This window comes from Neisseria animalis, from assembly GCF_900636515.1.
Lineage (GTDB): Bacteria > Pseudomonadota > Gammaproteobacteria > Burkholderiales > Neisseriaceae > Neisseria > Neisseria animalis.
The window spans coordinates 696,904-715,114 of sequence record NZ_LR134287.1; the positions used below are offsets into that span (position 1 = coordinate 696,904).

Below are 18,211 nucleotides of genomic sequence, written 5' to 3' on the forward strand. Positions count from 1 at the left end.
AAATATAGTCATTTATAGTAATTTAAAAATAAAACAGTACAATTTTGATTTATTTTGAGTAAAAAATGGCATATTCAATAGATTTGCGGGAAAAAGCATTGAACCATTACAAGCAGTGTAATAACGCCAGCCAAACAGCCAAGACCTACGGCATATCAAGAAATACACTCTATCTTTGGATACAACTGGAAAAGCAAACAGGCAGCCTGAAACATCAAGTGAAAGGACAAAATGCTGCCAAGCTGGATACAGAAAAACTCAAACAATATGTCGGTCAGAATCCTGATGCCCATTTACATGAAATCGCCCAAGTGTTTAACTGCACAGCCCAAGCTGTTTTTTATGCACTCAAAAAGCTGGGTATCACACGTAAAAAAAGACCACCACTTACAGAGAACAAGACCCTTCGAAAGTAGCGCATTATTTAGCCCGATTAGCTCAATTTTCGGATTATCAACCGGTTTATTTGGACGAAACAGGATTCGATACCTATTTCTTTCGCCCCTACGCCCGCAACCCCAAAGGGCAAATGGTTAAAACCAAGATAAGTGGGAAGAAATATCAACGGTTGTCATTGGTTGCTGCACAAATCGGGCAAAAACTGATTGCACCCATGGTTTATCAAAACACCATGACCAGTACTTTTTTTGAAGCATGGTTTGAAACCATGCTGTTACCTGATTTGACACCAAAATCATTGATTATTTTAGATAATGCAAGATTTCACAGAATAAGTATTTTGCAAGAGATGGCACATCGTTGCGGACATGAAATTCTACCGCTTGCACCTTATTCTCCCGAATTGAATCCGATAGAGAAAACATGGGCAAATATTAAAAAATATATGCGTTCGGTTTTGCCCGGTTCAGATAATTTTACTGCTGCATTAATGTCCTATTTTTATTTTAATTAACTATAAAATAAGAATGATACAGCGTTGCTTTGCCTTGCCGTACTATGTGTACTGTCTGCGGCTTCGCTGCCTTGTCTCATTCTTATTTTATTCGACTATATTTTATCGGTTTTGATGTTTATAACAGTTTAAAACGGCAATAGGCGTTTCTCAATCGGAGGTATTGTTGTGGTTTTGATGTCTATCTGCTTTGCATGGTGGTGTGTGATGGTATGGTCGGGAATGGCAGTAAGGCTAGGATTCCGTCAGCCAGCCGCGCCGTTTGGCCAATTCTAAAATTGCCCGCTTGTTTGATGGGGAAAATACTTTTTCTGCTGCTTCTGTAAAGGGCAGCCATGCGTGGCGGACGTGTTCTTCGGGCGATAGGTTAATCGGGGTATCACGATTGATTTCGGCGGAGAAAAGATGTTCCCGGTTTTCAAATACTCCTTCGGGATAGCGGTGCCGCCAGTGGTGGTAGATTTCGTAAACGGTGCTGTCGTGCCAATCGGACAAGCTGTTTTCCGGCAGGGAAATTCCCGTTTCTTCTAAAACTTCTCGGCGGGCGGTTTCGGCTATGGTTTCTCCGGCTTCCTTGCTGCCGGTAACGGATTGCCAGAAACCGGCCGGTGAGGAGCGCTCGATCAGCAGGATATTGCCGTCTGTATCATGCAGGATAACTAGAGCGGAAACGGGATATTTGAGCGGTTTGCTCATTCGCGCTCCTGTTTTGCAGACGGCATTTCGGCGTTAATCAGGCGCACTTCACGTTGGGGATAGGGAAATTCAATGCCTTGTTGTGCGAATTGACGGCGGATTTCCAACATAATATCGGATTTTAAACCGCCCAAGCCGTTTTCGGGATCGCTTACCCAATAGCTGAGGCTGAGGTTGATGCCGTCTGCGGCAAAGTCGGTAACCAGTGAGGAGGGGGCGGGGGAGGTGCGGACGCGCGGTTGCGAAGCTGCAACCTGACGAAGTATTTCCAAAGCCTTATCCAAATCGGAATCGTAGGCAATCTGTACGGCAAACGACTGCATCAAGGTGCGGTCGGTATAGGATTCGTTGATGACGGTGGAGGTCATGAAAGTTTCGTTGGGAATCAGGGCTTCTGTGCCGTTTGCGGCGCGGAGTACCACAAAACGCGATGTGATTTGGGTAACATTGCCGCTGAAGCCGTTGACGTTCAGCCGGTCGTTAATGCGGATAGAGCGGTCGCCCAAAATGATGAAGCCGGAAATGTAGTTGCTGGCGATTTTTTGCAGGCCGAAACCTATGCCGACGCCGAGTGCGCCGCTGAATACGGATAAAACCGTTAAATCGATACCTACCAGCGGTAAGGCAATCAATACGGATAAAACCACCAATGCCGTGGTAATGATTTTCGATAAAATCATGCTCAGGTTGGCATTGAGGCGGCTGTGGCTCAAGCGCTCGCCAATCAGTTTGGCCAGCCATAAGGCAGCAACCATCAGGATACAGATCCATACGATGCCGCTCAAAATACTGTATAGGTTGAGTGTTACCGAGCCGACATTGAAGCGGACGTTTTGCAACAGCAGGATAAGCGAATCGTCCAAACCGGAAACCCACAGCACAAATCCTGCCCACAATACCCATGCAACCAGCCGTTCCAGCCAGTCGGACATACGGTTTTGCGGCAATGCGGCGTGGACGATGGCTACCGCCGCACGGATTAATACCATCCATCGTGCCGCCAAGGCCAAAAGTTGCAGCCAAACGGCGGGTTGCCCGTAATGTCGGGAAATCGCCAAAGCGGTAACGGCAAATACCAATATCAGCAACGGCCAAATCAGCCGCTGGCGCAAATGGCGAAGCAGCGCATAGCGTGGCGGACGTTGGTTGAGGCGGCGGTTGATGACTCCGGAGAACCAAAATGCGGCGGCGGCAAGCAGAAACGATAAGGCCAAATCCAGCAATCCGTTCGGTTGTTTGAACGAGTGCTCCAAAAAATTGGCGGTAAAGTCTTGGCGTGCAAACAAACTGTCAACAAAATGAATCATAGCGGCCGGTAAAATGAACAATACGGTTACAAACTGCGGCGGAATCCAACCGCTTTCAGAATATGCGTGCGGCTAACACGGTCGTCGCCATCAAGGTCGGCAATCGTGCGGGAAACGCGCAAAATACGGTGGAAGCTGCGCGCCGACAGTGACAGCTTTTCAATCATGGCAGCCAGCAGTTCGCGGGCATCTTGGTCGATATCGGCGTGATTGTCCAATTCCGAAGGACTGAGGGCGGCATTGGTTTTGCCTTGTCGGGCGTATTGCTTGTCCCGCGCGACCAATACGCGTTGCAATACAGTTGCGCTGTTTTCGCCCTCTTGGGCTTGGGTCAGCTCGGCAGCGGATAAAGCAGGCACTTCGATGACGACATCAATACGGTCGAGCAGCGGGCCGGAGATTTTGCCTCGGTAACGGGCAATGCTTTCAGGCGTGCAGCGGCAGGGTTTGGCGGGGTGTCCGAGATAGCCGCAGGGGCAGGGGTTCATTGCGGCAACAAGCTGGAATTTGGCAGGATACACTGCTTGGCGTGAAGCGCGGGAAATATGGATTTCGCCGTTTTCCAGAGGCTCGCGCAACATTTCCAATACTTTGCGGTCAAATTCGGGCAGTTCGTCCAAGAATAAAACGCCGTGGTGCGCCAAGGAAATTTCTCCGGGGCGGGGATCGGAGCCGCCGCCTACCATTGCGGCGGCGCTGGCACTGTGGTGCGGCGAACGAAACGGGCGCGCGGGATTCAATTCTTGCTGATGGTTGGGCAGCAAAGAGCGCAGTGCCCACACTTCTATCAATTCTTCTTCAGTTAAGGGCGGCAGGATACCGGGCAGTCGTTGCGACAGCATGGATTTGCCCGTACCCGGAGGACCCATCATTAAGAGGCTGTGTCCGCCCGCCGCGGCAATTTCCAAGGCCAAACGGGCAGTGTGCTGGCCTTTGACATCGCGCAAATCGAGCAGGCTTGAATGTTCAGACGGCTTGGCACGGACTTCGCACGCCGCTTGCGCCAGCGGTTCGATGCCGTTGAGGTGTGCGGCGACTTCGCCTAATGAGCCTGCACCGTAAACTTCGATGCCTTTCATGACCGCCGCTTGCGCTGCATTTTCAGACGGCAGGACAAACGCGCGCCCGGCCTGCATTCCCTGCCACGCCATTGCCAATGCGCCGCGCACGGGGCGCAGCAGTCCCGACAAAGCCAGCTCGCCGGCAAATTCGTACCGGTTCAGTTGTTCGGCGGAAATTTGGCCGGAGGCGGCCAGAATGCCGATGGCAATCGGCAAGTCGAAACGCCCCGACTCTTTGGGTAAGTCGGCGGGGGCAAGGTTGACGGTGATTTTTTTGGCAGGAAAGTCGAAGCCACTCTGGATAATCGCCGCGCGCACGCGGTCGCGGCTTTCTTTGACTTCGGTATCGGGCAGGCCGACGATGTTGAATGCGGGCAGGCCGTTGGCAAGATGGGCTTCCACTTCGACCAACGGCGCATTCATGCCGCTGAGGGCGCGGCTGTAAACCAGTGCGAGCGACATTTTTGCAGACGGCCTTAGTTGTTGCTGTCTTCAACGGTTTCGGCAGCTTGTCCGATTTCTTCGGAAACGGCTTGGGTTTCGGTAGTCGGATTTTGTGCTGCTTCCAAACGCGCCAGACGGGATTCCAATTCAATCAGTTTGGTGCGTGTTTTAATCAGCACCTGCTGCTGGATGTCGAATTCTTCGCGGGTGACCAGGTCCATTTTGCTGAACGCGCTGCCGAGCATGGCTTTGACGTTTTTCTCTACGTCTTTGGCGGGACTGTTGGCGATGGTTTCGCTCAATTTGGAGGTCACTTCTTCAAACAGGTTTTTGCCGAACATTTTGCGTTCCTTTACTGGAATAGGGTGGGGGAATGAATGGGGTTTATTGTAGCAGGAAAAGGCCGTCTGCATGTATGGCGGAAAATTTTAATTTTGTTTCCGCATTTGCTGTGCTGCAGTCGGATTCAAAATGTGCAGACGGCCTTGGGGTTTGCGCGGTTTTCCAATCTTTGAGTTTGGGAAAATTGAATGCGCGGCCTGAACCACGCATTCGAATAGTCGGATAACACAGAACGAGACAAGGCGGTAAAGCTGCAGACTGTACGGATTGTACGGGGCGGCGTTTTTGCTGCTTCGGCAGTTTGGTCAGTCCCTGCTTGGGGCAAGGTGCAGCAACGCCGTGTTATTCTGTGTTAAATGACGATATGGCCTAAAGTCCTGCTTGGCTTACAAACCTGCAGCGGCTTTCAATTCTGCCGCTTTATCAGTGCGCTCCCAAGTAAATTCCGGCTCTTCGCGGCCGAAGTGGCCGTAGGCGGCGGATTTACTGTAAATCGGGCGCAAGAGGTCGAGCATTTTGATGATGCCTTTCGGGCGCAGGTCGAAATGTTCGCGCACGAGTTTGTTCAACTCGGCTTCGTTGAGTTTGCCTGTGCCGAAGGTGTCGATGGAAATCGAAGTCGGTTCGGCGATTCCGATGGCGTAAGAAACTTGGATTTGGCATTGCGTTGCCAAACCGGCGGCTACAATGTTTTTCGCCACATAACGGCAGGCATACGCGGCCGAACGGTCGACTTTGGAAGGGTCTTTGCCGGAGAATGCGCCGCCGCCGTGCGGAGCTGCGCCGCCATAGGTATCAACGATGATTTTACGGCCGGTCAAACCGCAGTCGCCTTTAGGGCCGCCGATAACGAATTTTCCGGTGGGATTAATCAGGTATTTGGTGTCGGCAGTCAGCATTTCGGGCGGCAATACCGGCTTGATAATCTGCTCGATAACGGCTTCGCGCAACTCATCGTAGCCGATGTCTTCGCTGTGTTGGGTGGATAAAACCACGGTGTCGATGCGTTTGACTTTGCCGGTTTCGCTGTCGTACACGCAGGTTAATTGCGCTTTGGCATCGGGACGCAGCCACGGCAGGCGGCCGTCGCGGCGCAACTCGCTTTGGCGTTGCATCAGGCGGTGGCTGTAATAGATGGCAAACGGCATCAGTGCGGGGGTTTCGTCGCAGGCGTAGCCGAACATCAGCCCCTGGTCGCCCGCGCCCTGGTCTAAGTCCAAGCCCTCGCCTTCGTTGACGCCTTGGGCGATGTCGGGCGATTGCACGCCGTAATTCAGCAATACTTTGCAGCTTGCCGCATCAAAGCCCAGCCCGGGGTCGTTGTAACCGATGCGGGCGATGGTGTCGCGGGCGACTTGCTCGTAATCGACTCGGGCGGTGGTGGTGATTTCGCCCGCCAAAACGCATAAACCGGTAGCCACCAAAGTTTCCGCAGCCACGCGCGCTTTCGGGTCTTGCGTGAAAACCGCATCCAAAACCGCATCGGAAATTTGGTCGGCTATTTTGTCGGGATGGCCTTCGGATACGGATTCGGAGGTAAACAGGTATTCGCTCATTGTTTGTTCTTTCTTGATAAACAGGCCGGCTTTCCGCTCGCACGGCAGGTATTCAGACGGCCTTTTATATTTCAATAACCAAGCGGCAGAAGTTGCCGCACCACACTGTTTGAATGCGCTTCAGCGTTCAAACAGGCAAGGAATCCATTTTGTACAGACAAAAAAATTCCCGCATTAAGCGGGTTTGGATTGCTCTGGCGAGCCACATCGGCCAGACGGCCGTCCACCTTACCTTTCACTGTGAAAAAGCAGGTTGGCATGGAATTCCCAACTCTTAATGCAGCGGCGATGGTAACAGATTTCATTATCCGCCGCAAGATTGGTGCCGTCTGAAAACCGTATTTTCCGGTTTGCAGACGGCCTTTGCAACAAGTGCAGACAATCTGCTTCTTTTCTGCCTTCGGGCCGTCTGAAATTTTGGTTTCCCAGCGTTTTCCATTACAATCCGTTTACGCTTTTCAAACGCCTGATGGTTATGCAGACTCTGGTTATTTTATTGTTTAAATTTTTCGCCGCATTGCCGCTGCCGTTTTTACACGCGCTGGCGGTCTTGTGGGGCGGTATTGCCTACCGTGTTTTACATAAAGAACGCGCACGCGCGTCCGCCAACATGATCCAAGCCGGTTTGCCGGCCGACGAAGCGGCGGTCAAAGCCGTATTCCGGGAAACCGCCAAAGGCGCGCTGGAATTGCCCGTTGCCTTTTTCAGACGGCCTGAAGAGATTGAGAAACTGTTTACCGAAGTCCACGGTTGGGAACATATTCAGACGGCCTTGGATAATCGGGAAGGGCTGTTGTTGATTACACCGCATATCGGCAGCTACGACTTGGCAGGCCGCTACATAAGCCAGCAGCTGCTGTTTCCGCTCACTGCCATGTACAAACCGCCGAAAATCAAAGCGTTTGATGCTGTGATGCAGATGGGGCGGGTGCGCGGCAAAGGCAAAACCGCACCGACCAACCTGCAAGGTGTAAAGCAGGTGATGAAAGCCTTGCGTGCTGGCGAGGCGACGATTGTCTTGCCCGATCATGTACCTGCGCCGGAAGAGGGCGGGGACGGTGTGTGGGTGGATTTTTTCGGCAAGCCGGCCTACACCATGACGCTGGCAGGCAAGCTCGCCCAAGTCAAAGGGGTGAAAGCCTTGTTTTTTGTCGGCGAACGCCTGCCCGGGGGCAAAGGCTTCGCGCTGCACATCGAGCCTTTGCAAGGCGGGTTAAACGGCGATAAAGAACATGATGCGCGCTTGATGAATCAAAATATCGAATACTGGATACGCCGCTTTCCGCAACAGTATCTTTTTATGTACAACCGCTACAAACACCCGGCCGGTGCGCCGCTGCCGCCGGAAGTCGGGGAGAGTGGTTGAGATGATTGTGGTGCCGGCAGGAAGTTTGTCGGGTTGAATATGCCGTAAAGTATAGTCATTTAAAATAAGAATGATACAGCGTTGCTTTGCCTTGCCGTACTATGTGTACTGTCTGCGGCTTCGCTGCCTTGTCTCATTCTTATTTTATTCGACTATATTAAAAGGCCGTCTGCAAAATGCGATTTGCAGACGGCCTTTATGCGCTTTATTTCTCCGTGGGAGGGTGTTTGTTCGCTTAATGCTGCCCCTTGTGGAGTATGCAGCCGATAACCTGCGTGAAGCAGCCGCTGCAAGGCCGCATCATTGTGTATCACCTTTCGGGAATAGGGAGATACTTCTTTTAACCGCACATTGTTGGCTGGTGAAGACCATATGGGAACAAAAATGTCCGCCTGACGGTGAAACACAGAGGAACATCTCAGGCGGTAGGGATTGGCGGATTTGCTGCGCCGGCCGTTTGACGGCAACTTGTCTTGAGAAGCAGGCGTTGCAACGCTCTACCGCCTGCTTTCATGATTTTGGCATGATTGGTACGCCGGCGTACGGTAAGGTCATTCGGCGCACTATCTTGCCTGTTGCCGGTATCCGATACCGCCTGATGTCTGCATGATAGCGTGCGGTTACAGCAGGGCTTGAATGTCGCTTTCGATTTCGGACGGTTTTACGCTGGGGGCAAAGCGTTCGACGACTTCTCCGTTGCGGTTAATCAGGAATTTGGTAAAGTTCCATTTGATGTCGCTGCCTTCGCGTTTTTCGCCCAGCGAGGCCAGTTTGAGCAGCAGGTCTTTGAAGGTGTGGTTGCCTTGGTCTTCGGTTTTTTGGGTTTTCAGATAGGCATACAGCGGGGCGGTGTGTGCGCCGTTAACGTCGATTTTGTCGAAGATTTTGAATTTTGTGCCGAATTTCATTTGGCAGACTTGGGCGATTTCTTCACTGCTTTCGGGAGCTTGTTCGCGGAACTGGTTGCAGGGGAAATCGAGAATTTCAAAGCCTTGTTCGGCATATTTGTCGTACATTGCTTGCAATTCTTCGTATTGCGGGGTCAGGCCGCAGCGGGTGGCGGTGTTGACAATCAGCAACACTTTGCCACGGTAGTCTGCCAGTGAAACATTGTTGCCTTGCGTATCTTTTACGGTGAAATCGTAGAGGGTCATGTTTGTTCTCCGTATGGGAAATGCCGTCTGTAAAGCCGTCTGCAAACGGGTTTGGTTTGTCTGATATGAAAAAACACCGCCTGAAGGCGGTGTTTGGGATAAATTATTTACGCAGACCCAGACGGGTAATCAGGTTGCGGTAGGTGTCCGGTTGGGTACGGCGCAGGTAAGATAACAAGCGGCGGCGTTGGCTGACCATTTTCAACAGGCCGCGGCGGCTGTGGTGGTCTTTTGCGTTGGCTTTGAAGTGCGGGGTGAGGTCGTTGATGCGGAAAGTCAGCAGCGCAACTTGTACTTCTGAAGAGCCGGTATCGCCTTCTTTGCGTTGGAAGTCTTTAACGATTTGTGCTTTTTGTTCTACGGTCAATGCCATGGTGGAAATACTCCGAAAATAAGATGAACCTTGCCGGTTCGGACAAGTTTGCCAAGCCGTAACCTGTGCAAACTCCTGATTCTTTTTTTGCTTGAAAAAAAGATTGGCGATTATAGCATGGTTTTCAGGCGGATTGCACGGAATTTTTGATGTTCCGGCTGTATGCCGAAAGGTAAGGCCGTCTGCAAATATGCACTCGGAGGGCGGATCGGCAATCCGGTGTATTTGCAGACGGCCTTTATTGGCGTTTATGCGTTGGTTTCGTCCAAACGGAAGGCTTTGTGCAGTACGCGGGTGGCCAGTTCCATGTATTTTTCGTCAATCAATACGGAAACTTTGATTTCGGAGGTGGAAATCATTTGGATATTGATGCCTTCTTCGGCCAGTGTGCGGAAGATTTTGGAGGCCACGCCTACATGGGAGCGCATGCCCATGCCGACGGCGGATACTTTGCAGACGGTATCGTCGCCGTCGATGTCGGTGGCGCCGATGCTGTCTTTTTGTTTGTTCAGGAGCTCCAGCGTCTGCTTGTAATCGCCGCGCGGTACGGTAAAGGAGAAGTCGGTTGTGCCTTCGTTGCCGACATTTTGGATAATCATGTCCACTTCGATGTTGGCATCGGCTACCGCGCCTAAAATCTGGTAGGCCACGCCCGGTTTGTCGGGTACGCCGCGCACGTTGATACGGGCTTGGTTTTTATCGAATGCGATACCGGTAACGGCAGCTCTTTCCATGTGATTGTCCTCTTCAAAGGTAATTAGGGTGCCGTTGCCGCCGTCTTGGAGGCTGCTCAATACGCGCAGGCGTACTTTGTATTTTCCGGCAAATTCTACGGAGCGGATTTGTAAAACTTTCGAGCCCAAGCTCGCCAGCTCCAGCATTTCTTCAAATGTGATGGTGTCGAGGCGTTTTGCTTCGGGCACGACGCGCGGATCGGTGGTGTACACGCCGTCGACATCGGTATAGATTTGGCACTCGTCGGCTTTGAGCGCGGCAGCCAGTGCGACGGCGGAGGTGTCCGAACCGCCGCGTCCCAAGGTGGAAATATTGCCTTCGCTGCTGATGCCTTGGAAACCGGCTACGATGACCACGCGGCCTGCTTTCAGGTCGTCCAGCAGTTTGCCGCTGTCGATGTCTTCGATGCGGGCTTTGGTGTGGGCGGTGTCGGTTTTGACTGCAACCTGCCAGCCGGTGTAGCTTTTGGCGTCAACGCCGATGTTTTTCAGCGCCATGGCCAAGAGGCCGATGGTTACTTGTTCGCCGGTGGACAATACTACGTCCAATTCGCGCGGGTCTGGAATTTCCTGCATTTCATGCGCCAGTGCGACCAAGCGGTTGGTTTCGCCGCTCATGGCGGAAACGACTACGACCACGTCATGACCTTCGGCGCGGAATTTGGCCACACGTTTGGCTACGTTTTTGATGCGCTCGGCGGAACCTACTGAAGTACCGCCGTATTTTTGTACGATTAACGCCATTTTTTCGTGCTTTCTATGGTTTGAGGATTACGATTGTAAACAATCCGGCTATTATTACTATTTTTTACATGAAAGACAAGGCTTGGCGGTGTTTATCTGTCTAAAAGTCTGCCGAGGGTGAGGCAGACGATTGTTTGAGCATAGGAGAAGGCGGTATTTTGTGGCATAATCGCAGGGATTGATGAGAAGAATAACCGACAGCCGCAGCTTGGTTTTTTGTTGCGGCTTTCCCTGTTTTGCAGACGGCCTGACAAACGAGAAGGCCGTCTGCAAAAATGAGAAAGAACAGTAAAAATGAATCCATTTGCATCACTGGGCTTGGGCAGCGAAATCGTATCCGCCCTGACCCAACAAGGGTATGAAACCCCGACGCCGATTCAGACGGCAGCCATTCCGAAAGCCTTGGCAGGCCATGATTTGCTGGCGGCAGCCCAAACCGGAACGGGCAAAACCGCCGCCTTCATGCTGCCCAGTCTGGAGCGTTTAAAACGCTATGCCACGCCCAGCACCTCTCCTGCCATGCACCCCGTGCGTATGCTGGTGCTCACGCCGACACGCGAGCTGGCCGACCAAATCGATCAAAACGTGCAGGCATACATTAAGAATCTGCCGCTGCGCCATACCGTATTGTTCGGCGGGGTGAATATGGACAAGCAAACCGCCGATTTGCGTGCCGGTTGCGAAATCGTCGTTGCCACTGTCGGCCGTCTGCTCGATCACGTCAAACAGAAAAACATTAATTTGAACAAAGTCGAAATCGTGGTATTGGACGAAGCCGACCGGATGCTGGATATGGGCTTTATCGACGATATCCGCAAAATCATGCAGATGCTGCCCAAGCAGCGGCAGACGCTGCTGTTTTCGGCAACTTTCTCACCGCCCATCCGCAAGCTGGCTCAGGATTTTATGAATGCGCCGGAGCGTGTGGAAGTGGCCGCCCAAAATACGACCAACGCCAATGTCGAGCAGCATATTATCGCGGTGGACGCGCTGAAAAAACGCAATCTGCTCGAGCGTTTGATTGTGGATTTGGACATGAACCAAGTCATCGTGTTCTGCAAAACCAAGCAAAGCGTCGATCAGGTAACCCGCGATTTGGTGCGCCGCAATATCGCCGCACAATCCATTCACGGCGACAAATCACAGCAAACCCGCCTCGAAACGCTTAATTCGTTTAAAGAGGGAACTTTGCGCGTTTTGGTGGCAACCGATGTGGCCGCGCGCGGATTGGACATTGCCGAGCTGCCTTTCGTCATCAATTACGAGCTGCCGACCCAGCCGGAAGACTATGTGCACCGCATCGGACGCACCGGACGGGCGGGCGCAGACGGGGTGGCGATTTCTTTGATGGACAAAAACGAACAGAAAATGTTTGAGGCCATCAAAGAGTTGACCGGTAATGATTTGAAAGTCGAACGTATCGAAGGTTTCGAGCCGCAATGGTGGGGGAACGACGGTGCGGCAGCGGAGGCGGATAACCATATGCCGTCTGAAAACCGCCGCAGCCGTTATGAACGTAGCGAGCGCAGCAACAGCCATGCGAAAGGCAGCGCGCGGGGCGAACGTGAAAAAGTACAAACCGCCGACAAGTACGACCCGGGCGCGGCGTGCAGCAAAATCAGCGGCCGCCGCCGAAACCGCCGCGAACGCCAGCCTTGCGCGCTGTTGCAACCTAATTACGGTGCTTAAACAAGCTGCTCAAAGCCGTCTGCAAATCGGATGTGATGTGCAGACGGCTTTTGGTTTGTTGCGGCGCTTGGGGGGAATAACCGGCAATTTACAGACGGCATTTTGCAGACGGCATTGCCGGCAGGTTTGTGCAGCTTGCAATGCGGCGGCGGGTTTAAGTTTAATCGTTGTTTGATACAGAGTGATACGGTATCGCTGTGTCTTGTTCGGGGTGGGGTGGCTTAAGTTGTTCACTGTTGAAGCAGCAGCTCTGCCGGCCTGTATGTTTGCAATGTTTGTTATGCGGTTGTTTTGTTTTTATAGTCTTTTAAAATAAGAATGATACTGCGTTGCTTTGCCTTGTCGTACTATTTGTACTGTCTGCGGCTTCGCTGTCTTGTCTCATTCTCATTTTATTCGACTATATTTTATTCGGCTGTATGTATCCGCCCGAACCATCAGACAGGCGCTTGGCATGGCGGCTGCGGCTGCGTGCGGGAAAGTTGGTTTCCGCACATTGCTGCCGGATTGGGGTTTGCGTTTGGACGGCAGAACACATCGCTAGGGCGGTTGAATGAATATAATTCATATAAAGGGGAAAATTTCGCGTTTGCAAGGTAATGATGCTGCCGTTATAGTCCGAACTTAATCTGAATAAGGCGGTACGGTTTGTACGAATGCCGTCTGCAAATAGAAAAATAAAAGGTTTAGTAATGGATTTACGACAAAAAATTGCCGATAACCCGATGAGCGGTTATCAATGGTTGGTGGTTGCTTTGGCGGTGCTGCTGAATATGCTGGACGGTTTCGATGTGTTGGCGGTGGCGTTTACGGCAAAAAGTATTCAAACCGAATTGGGTTTGGACGGTACGCACATCGGTACGCTGATGAGCGCGGGCTTGCTGGGCATGACGGTAGGATCGGTATTTCTTGCGCCGCTGGCCGACCGTTTCGGCCGCCGTCCGCTGCTGATTGTTTCGACCGCATTGTCCGCATTGGGTATGCTGATGACTTATTTTGCTCAAACGGTGGAAGGCATTGCTTTATGGCGTGTGGTAACCGGTTTGGGCGTGGGCGGTATCCTGCCGTGTACCAATGTGATTGTCAGCGAGTATTCCAATAAAAAATGGCGCGGTTTGGCGATTGCTATTTACGCTTCCGGATTCGGTATTGGTGCGATGTTGGGCGGTATGTCGGCTGTTGTACTGCAAGACAGTTACGGCTGGCGTTCCGTATTCCTGATTGGTGCGGTGCTGACCTTGGCCGCGGTACTCGTATTGATGGCGCTGCTGCCCGAATCGGTCGAATATCTGTTGGGCAAACGCTCTGCCGAAGCGAAAAAACAACTGGATAAAATCGTTGCCAAAATGGGCTTGAGCGGCGACTGGACATTCCCTGATGCAGCAGAGCAGGTAAAAAAAGCCAAAGTATCGGCCTTGCGCCTGTTCGAGCCTTCTTATATTAAAACCACATTGTTGATTTGGCTGGCGTTTATTACCGTGATGGCGGCATATTACTTTATCAGCTCGTGGACACCTGCGTTGCTGGAGGCGGCCGGTATGGCGAAAACACAAAGCCAAACCGTCGGCATGGCGATTTCTATCGGTGGGGCAATCGGTTCGCTGGTGTTCGGTGTGTTGGTCAGCCGCTGGACGCCGCGTACGGTGCTGATTGCCTTCGCATTGGCGGCGGCCGGTTCGGTATTTGCCTTCCTTTCCGCAGGCTCTTTGGCATTGGCGCTGGTATTCGCCGTGGTATTGGGTGCATTGATGAACGGCTGTATCGCCGGTTTGTACACCATTAATCCGACTCTGTACGCGGCGGATTTCCGCAATACCGGCGTAGGCGTAACCATCGGCGTGGGGCGTTTGGGTTCGATTTTGTCGCCCATGATTGCGGGCGGTCTGTTGGATGCGGGTTGGGCAAAAGACGATTTATATGGTGGTGCGGCTTTGGTGATCGCGCTTGCTGCAATCGCTATTTTCTTTCTCAAACCTCGCATACAGCATTAATTGATGCCTTAAAAGCCGTCTGCAAATCATTGAATCCGATTTGCAGACGGCTTTTTGTATTTAAATTTCACATCAGGCCGTCTGTAAAAAGAGCGCGGGCAGACGGCGTATTTACAGACGGCCTTAACAGGTTTTTTGATAATGTTGCGGTGAATCAAACTTCTAGACAAACATCGGTATGTCCCGCTTGTCAGCAGGAAGGTTTTAAAACATAATATCCGTTGATACAAAATTTAAATATTATTACAAACCGCGCGCCGCAATCCCAAGCCGCAGTTTGAAAAGGAAAGACCATGAAAGTAACCAGTTTCGGCGAAGTGTTGTGGGACGATTTTCCCGAGGGCAAAGTATTGGGCGGTGCGCCGTTGAACGTCATCGTCAGAATGCAGTCGCTCGGTGCGGATGCCAGTATGATCAGCCGTTACGGAAATGACGAAGACGGTCGCGAATTATTACGCAGAGTAGCGGAAAAAAACATCAAAACCGACTTGATGCAGCAATGCGGCGAATGCCCGACCAGTCTGGTTAAAGTTTCTTTGGATAAAAACGGCAGCGCCTCCTACGACATCGTGTACCCTTGTGCATGGGACAGAATCCGCTTGCAGGAGGAAGCCGTCCGCCGCGTTGCCGAATCAGATGCCTTTATTTTCGGCAGCTTGGCCACGCGCGACGAAATCTCACGCAATACCCTCGATCAGTTGCTCGAACACGCCAAATTCAAAATCTTCGATGTCAACCTGCGTAAACCGTATTACGACACCACCCGTCTGCTCGAGACCATGAAAAAAGCCGACATGATGAAGCTGAACGACGATGAGCTGTACGAGCTTGCCGAAGCATACGGCTCTCCGTACCATTCCATCGAACAGAATATCGAATTTATGGTTCGGCTTACTGGTGTCAAAATCCTGTGCATTACCCTCGGCAGCCACGGAGCGGCGCTTTATAAGGACGGCAAAATCTACCGCCACAGCGGATTCCGCGTAAAAGTGGCCGATACCGTCGGCTCGGGAGACAGCTTCCTCGGCGGCTTGAGCTACAAACTGCTGGATAACGCCGATCCCCAAGAAGCCGTTACTTTTGCCTGCGCCCTCGGCGCACTCGTTGCTTCGCGCCACGGTGCAACACCGGAAATTTCGCTTCAGGAAATCGAAAACTTTATGAATCCGGTGTAATCATTCGGATAGTCCAGTACATGACAGATAAAAAGGCCGTCTGCAAAATGCCGATTTTGCAGACGGCTTTTTGATTAATCATTCATTATGTTGTTCGGGTACAACGTTGAAAACAGCCATCTGGCTATTTGTACGGGCGGATATATATAGTCATTTAAAATAAGAATGATACAGCGTTGCTTTGCCTTGCCGTACTATGTGTACTGTCTGCGATTTCGCTGCCTTGTCTCATTCTTATTTTATTCGACTATAGTTGTTAAAAATAAGAATGCAATGGGGTTTCAGCATCTTCCTAGGGATACAGCTTATTGCTTCGGTCTGATTTTGTCAGATGATATTACAACTGTTTTTCTACACTGATAAACCATTGCAGATTTTTTCGTGAATAAAAACCGCTCATGTTACTGTTGATTTTTTGATAGCGCACATTAAGTTGCGGCATGAAACCATGCCAAGTAAATTTATGGTGCCACAAAGAAGTATTTATTTGATATTCATGGTCTTTTCGGTTGAAATGGTAAACCAGTGATCCCGGGGCATCAAAGGTGCGGCGCGCGTAGCTCAAGTTGGCACGCATACCTAAACCGTTTGGAAAGGTTTTGATGGTTCCCAGATGAACACTTTTACGTATTGAGGACTGTTCGGTTTCTTCGGCCAATTCGTGATTCCAGCCGGTTCCGACATAGGATAGCCATCGAGGAGAGACAGTATGAAATAATGTGGTTTGGAAATGCGGAGTTCGACTGTTGTAACGGCTGGCAATGTGTTCGTCATGGTAAGTTTTCCAATACTGTCCGCTGCTCAGCATGAGGCGGAAATTATTGTTGAAACGATGGCTATAGGAGACATTTGTACCAATGACACGGTTGTAGCGGCTGCCGCCCAACCAGTTTTGTTCGGCAAAAGGTGTTACCCTCCAAGCATATCGGCTGTTTTGAAATTTATAACCGGCAGAGAGCTTGATGGTTTGTTCATTATATTCCTGATTATCCCAGTAATGTACGCCGTTGCCGCCAACCTCTAAATGGGCAAAGTGGTTACCGTTAAGGTTTTTTTCGCCAGAAACACTTAAGCCGTATCGGATTCCGTGTGCACTTTGTGGTAGGCTGTCGGCAGTTTTTTGCCAAGTTTTTCCATTGATTTCAATGGTTCGTGCCTCTGTTGCATTGTTTACATTGCCTGTTGTTTTATATTGTAACGAATATCAGGTTGCCAATTTTGGGCAGTATTTATGGAATTTATATATTGCTCGGTAATCTTCTGCATATGGGAAGGCAAAAGGGGGAGAATATGCTGAAATTCTTCATTTGCTTCGATATATTGTTTATTCTCAAACAGCATTACCGCTAAATCAAAACGTGGATAAAGTAATTTTGGATATTTTTTTAAGATGTTCCGATACAAGGCAATGGCTTCATCGTGGCGCAGTTGTGAACGGTACAATGCGCCCAATGCGTATTGGTAAAGGATTTCATCATGATTGGGTAATAAGGCGTAATGCTCCAGTAATAAAGGTAATGCTTGCCAATTTTTATCAATAATCGCTTGATTAACTTTAGTTTCTAAAATATTACCGTGAATGATTTTGTTTGAGGGATATAGAGTTTCGTTGGGGCGGTAATTATTGGATAAAGGGTTGGCCGGTAAAATTTCGGAAGATGGCGTATCAAAAAATACCGGCGTGGGAACATGTAATACTTCAGGCTCAACATCGGCATAAACGGCAGTAGAGAATATGCAGGACAAAAGAAAAATTGGACAGCGATACATCATGATGTATTTCCAAGTAGAGTAAAAAATTTGGTTATTCGGAATAAGAACGATATGGCGTTACTGTGCTTTGTTTGATGATATAGTCATTTAAAATAAGAATGATACAGCGTTGCTTTGCCTTGCCGTACTATGTGTACTGTCTGCGGCTTCGCTGCCTTGTCTCATTCTTATTTTATTCGACTATAAAAGCCGTCTGAAAAACAAATGTTTGTTTCTAGACGGCTTGTTTTCAGATAGAGAAAGGTTATTGGATTTCACCACGTTTGCCGCCAAAGCCGGCAATACCTTCATGGTTTTGGTTTTGTCGATATTCTTCTTTGGAAACATCATACAATACGCCGGCAACTTCTTCGGCGTTAGGGCCGTATAAGCCGATGAAGTAGCTGCCGGGTTTTCCGTTGATATCAGCATCTGCGTGGATGAGCGTTTTGTTTAATGTTTCCAGAGAGCCTTCTTTCAAAATAATATTGCCCAGTTGCAATCCGGTGATGCTGCCGTTGCCGCTGCGGTTGTTGAAATCAATGGTGTAGGACATTAGACCTTGTGAGTTCTTATCAAAGGCAGCACCTTCGTAAACAGCACGTCCTTGTGTCGGAATGGCATTTTGGGCGGTTGCTAAACCACGAATATCATCAAATGCAATGACAAATTCATTTGATTCGTTTTTAACAGTATTGTTTTCCATTGCAACAGAATTTACCCAACCTGTTACGATTGAATAAGGCATTGAGTAGGCTTTTCGGATTTGATGTATGTAAGTATGCTCTTTTGTTGCTTCATCATATATTTCTAAAACATTTTCATGAAAGCCTGGTTCAATAACATACTCGCCAGAAAGAATTTCTTTTCCGTCTACATAGAATCGGGTATTTTTAGATGGAGGCTCCATTCCC

At 50.3% G+C, this 18,211-nt stretch carries 16 protein-coding genes and 1 riboswitch; of the genes, 5 read left to right on the forward strand and 11 right to left on the reverse strand.

Annotated elements, in window-relative coordinates; translation table 11 throughout:
* The first annotated feature begins 65 nt into the window (after positions 1-65).
* Positions 66-913, forward strand: a protein-coding gene (locus EL111_RS03285) for an IS630 family transposase (RefSeq protein ID WP_126325831.1) whose coding sequence is annotated in 2 segments (ribosomal slippage) — positions 66-381 and positions 381-913 — 849 coding nt in all. Because the reading frame shifts where the segments join, the coding sequence is not laid out codon by codon here.
* A gap of 234 nt (positions 914-1,147) precedes the next feature.
* On the opposite strand, the gene nudB is transcribed toward EL111_RS03285, so the two are convergent.
* The 5 genes from nudB to metK all read right to left on the reverse strand — a co-directional run bounded on the left by nudB (position 1,148) and on the right by metK (position 6,319).
* Complete coding sequence (nudB, locus tag EL111_RS03290) at positions 1,148-1,609, reverse strand: dihydroneopterin triphosphate diphosphatase (RefSeq protein WP_123796402.1); 462 nt, start codon at positions 1,607-1,609, stop codon at positions 1,148-1,150.
* Positions 1,606-2,916: a mechanosensitive ion channel family protein gene (locus tag EL111_RS03295; RefSeq protein WP_123796401.1), complete on the reverse strand. Its 1,311-nt coding sequence runs from the start codon at positions 2,914-2,916 to the stop codon at positions 1,606-1,608. The genes nudB and EL111_RS03295 overlap by 4 nt, the downstream gene beginning before the upstream one ends.
* 26 nt (positions 2,917-2,942) lie before the next feature.
* Positions 2,943-4,439 carry a YifB family Mg chelatase-like AAA ATPase gene (locus EL111_RS03300; protein WP_123796400.1) on the reverse strand — a complete coding sequence of 499 codons (1,497 nt, stop codon included), beginning with the start codon at positions 4,437-4,439 and terminating at the stop codon, positions 2,943-2,945.
* 14 nt (positions 4,440-4,453) lie between these two features.
* Complete coding sequence (locus EL111_RS03305; RefSeq protein WP_123796399.1) at positions 4,454-4,762, reverse strand: accessory factor UbiK family protein; 309 nt, start codon at positions 4,760-4,762, stop codon at positions 4,454-4,456.
* A gap of 387 nt (positions 4,763-5,149) precedes the next feature.
* Positions 5,150-6,319, reverse strand: a complete 1,170-nt coding sequence (gene metK, locus EL111_RS03310; protein WP_123796398.1) for a methionine adenosyltransferase — start codon at positions 6,317-6,319, stop codon at positions 5,150-5,152.
* A 174-nt stretch (positions 6,320-6,493) separates the two neighbouring features.
* Positions 6,494-6,605, reverse strand: a riboswitch (SAM-I-IV-variant riboswitch).
* Positions 6,606-6,794: 189 nt separating this feature from the next.
* Between metK and EL111_RS03320 the strand changes: the two genes are divergently transcribed.
* Positions 6,795-7,685, forward strand: a complete 891-nt coding sequence (locus EL111_RS03320) for a lysophospholipid acyltransferase family protein (protein WP_123796403.1) — start codon at positions 6,795-6,797, stop codon at positions 7,683-7,685.
* Positions 7,686-8,305: 620 nt separating this feature from the next.
* On the opposite strand, the gene EL111_RS03325 is transcribed toward EL111_RS03320, so the two are convergent.
* The 3 genes from EL111_RS03325 to EL111_RS03335 form a co-directional block, all read right to left on the reverse strand.
* Positions 8,306-8,839: a glutathione peroxidase gene (locus EL111_RS03325; RefSeq protein WP_123796396.1), complete on the reverse strand. Its 534-nt coding sequence runs from the start codon at positions 8,837-8,839 to the stop codon at positions 8,306-8,308.
* Positions 8,840-8,942: 103 nt separating this feature from the next.
* Entirely contained in the window at positions 8,943-9,212 is a 270-nt protein-coding gene (gene rpsO, locus EL111_RS03330) for a 30S ribosomal protein S15 (protein WP_123796395.1), read from the reverse strand.
* Between the two features lie 248 nt (positions 9,213-9,460).
* Complete coding sequence (locus tag EL111_RS03335) at positions 9,461-10,690, reverse strand: aspartate kinase (RefSeq protein ID WP_123796394.1); 1,230 nt, start codon at positions 10,688-10,690, stop codon at positions 9,461-9,463.
* Between the two features lie 294 nt (positions 10,691-10,984).
* Between EL111_RS03335 and EL111_RS03340 the strand changes: the two genes are divergently transcribed.
* The 3 genes from EL111_RS03340 to EL111_RS03350 all read left to right on the forward strand — a co-directional run bounded on the left by EL111_RS03340 (position 10,985) and on the right by EL111_RS03350 (position 15,545).
* Positions 10,985-12,379, forward strand: coding sequence for a DEAD/DEAH box helicase (locus tag EL111_RS03340; RefSeq protein WP_123796393.1), 1,395 nt, complete (start codon positions 10,985-10,987; stop codon positions 12,377-12,379).
* A 692-nt stretch (positions 12,380-13,071) separates the two neighbouring features.
* A complete protein-coding gene (locus tag EL111_RS03345) occupies positions 13,072-14,370 on the forward strand; it encodes an MFS transporter (protein WP_123796392.1) in 1,299 nt (432 codons plus the stop codon).
* A 293-nt stretch (positions 14,371-14,663) separates the two neighbouring features.
* The gene (locus EL111_RS03350) at positions 14,664-15,545 is read left to right on the forward strand and encodes a carbohydrate kinase family protein (protein WP_123796391.1); all 882 of its coding nucleotides are present in this window, start codon (positions 14,664-14,666) and stop codon (positions 15,543-15,545) included.
* A gap of 337 nt (positions 15,546-15,882) precedes the next feature.
* Here the strand turns inward: EL111_RS03350 and EL111_RS10670 are convergent, their stop codons facing one another.
* From EL111_RS10670 to EL111_RS10840, 3 genes are all read right to left on the reverse strand, one after another.
* Positions 15,883-16,692, reverse strand: coding sequence for a surface lipoprotein assembly modifier (locus EL111_RS10670; protein ID WP_331838785.1), 810 nt, complete (start codon positions 16,690-16,692; stop codon positions 15,883-15,885).
* Positions 16,693-16,715: 23 nt separating this feature from the next.
* Entirely contained in the window at positions 16,716-17,318 is a 603-nt protein-coding gene (locus EL111_RS10675) for a hypothetical protein (RefSeq protein WP_231998403.1), read from the reverse strand.
* Positions 17,319-17,562: 244 nt separating this feature from the next.
* Complete coding sequence (locus EL111_RS10840) at positions 17,563-18,207, reverse strand: factor H binding protein domain-containing protein (protein ID WP_151090927.1); 645 nt, start codon at positions 18,205-18,207, stop codon at positions 17,563-17,565.
* Between the last annotated feature and the right edge of the window lie 4 nt (positions 18,208-18,211).

Coding starts and splice junctions, on each gene's coding strand:
- nudB (WP_123796402.1), bottom strand. CDS start 1,609: ATGAGCAAACCGCTCAAATATCCCGTTTCCGCTCTAGTTATCCTGCAT.
- EL111_RS03295 (WP_123796401.1), bottom strand. CDS start 2,916: ATGATTCATTTTGTTGACAGTTTGTTTGCACGCCAAGACTTTACCGCC.
- EL111_RS03300 (WP_123796400.1), bottom strand. CDS start 4,439: ATGTCGCTCGCACTGGTTTACAGCCGCGCCCTCAGCGGCATGAATGCG.
- EL111_RS03305 (WP_123796399.1), bottom strand. CDS start 4,762: ATGTTCGGCAAAAACCTGTTTGAAGAAGTGACCTCCAAATTGAGCGAA.
- metK (WP_123796398.1), bottom strand. CDS start 6,319: ATGAGCGAATACCTGTTTACCTCCGAATCCGTATCCGAAGGCCATCCC.
- EL111_RS03320 (WP_123796403.1), top strand. CDS start 6,795: ATGCAGACTCTGGTTATTTTATTGTTTAAATTTTTCGCCGCATTGCCG.
- EL111_RS03325 (WP_123796396.1), bottom strand. CDS start 8,839: ATGACCCTCTACGATTTCACCGTAAAAGATACGCAAGGCAACAATGTT.
- rpsO (WP_123796395.1), bottom strand. CDS start 9,212: ATGGCATTGACCGTAGAACAAAAAGCACAAATCGTTAAAGACTTCCAA.
- EL111_RS03335 (WP_123796394.1), bottom strand. CDS start 10,690: ATGGCGTTAATCGTACAAAAATACGGCGGTACTTCAGTAGGTTCCGCC.
- EL111_RS03340 (WP_123796393.1), top strand. CDS start 10,985: ATGAATCCATTTGCATCACTGGGCTTGGGCAGCGAAATCGTATCCGCC.
- EL111_RS03345 (WP_123796392.1), top strand. CDS start 13,072: ATGGATTTACGACAAAAAATTGCCGATAACCCGATGAGCGGTTATCAA.
- EL111_RS03350 (WP_123796391.1), top strand. CDS start 14,664: ATGAAAGTAACCAGTTTCGGCGAAGTGTTGTGGGACGATTTTCCCGAG.
- EL111_RS10675 (WP_231998403.1), bottom strand. CDS start 17,318: ATGATGTATCGCTGTCCAATTTTTCTTTTGTCCTGCATATTCTCTACT.
- EL111_RS10840 (WP_151090927.1), bottom strand. CDS start 18,207: ATGGAGCCTCCATCTAAAAATACCCGATTCTATGTAGACGGAAAAGAA.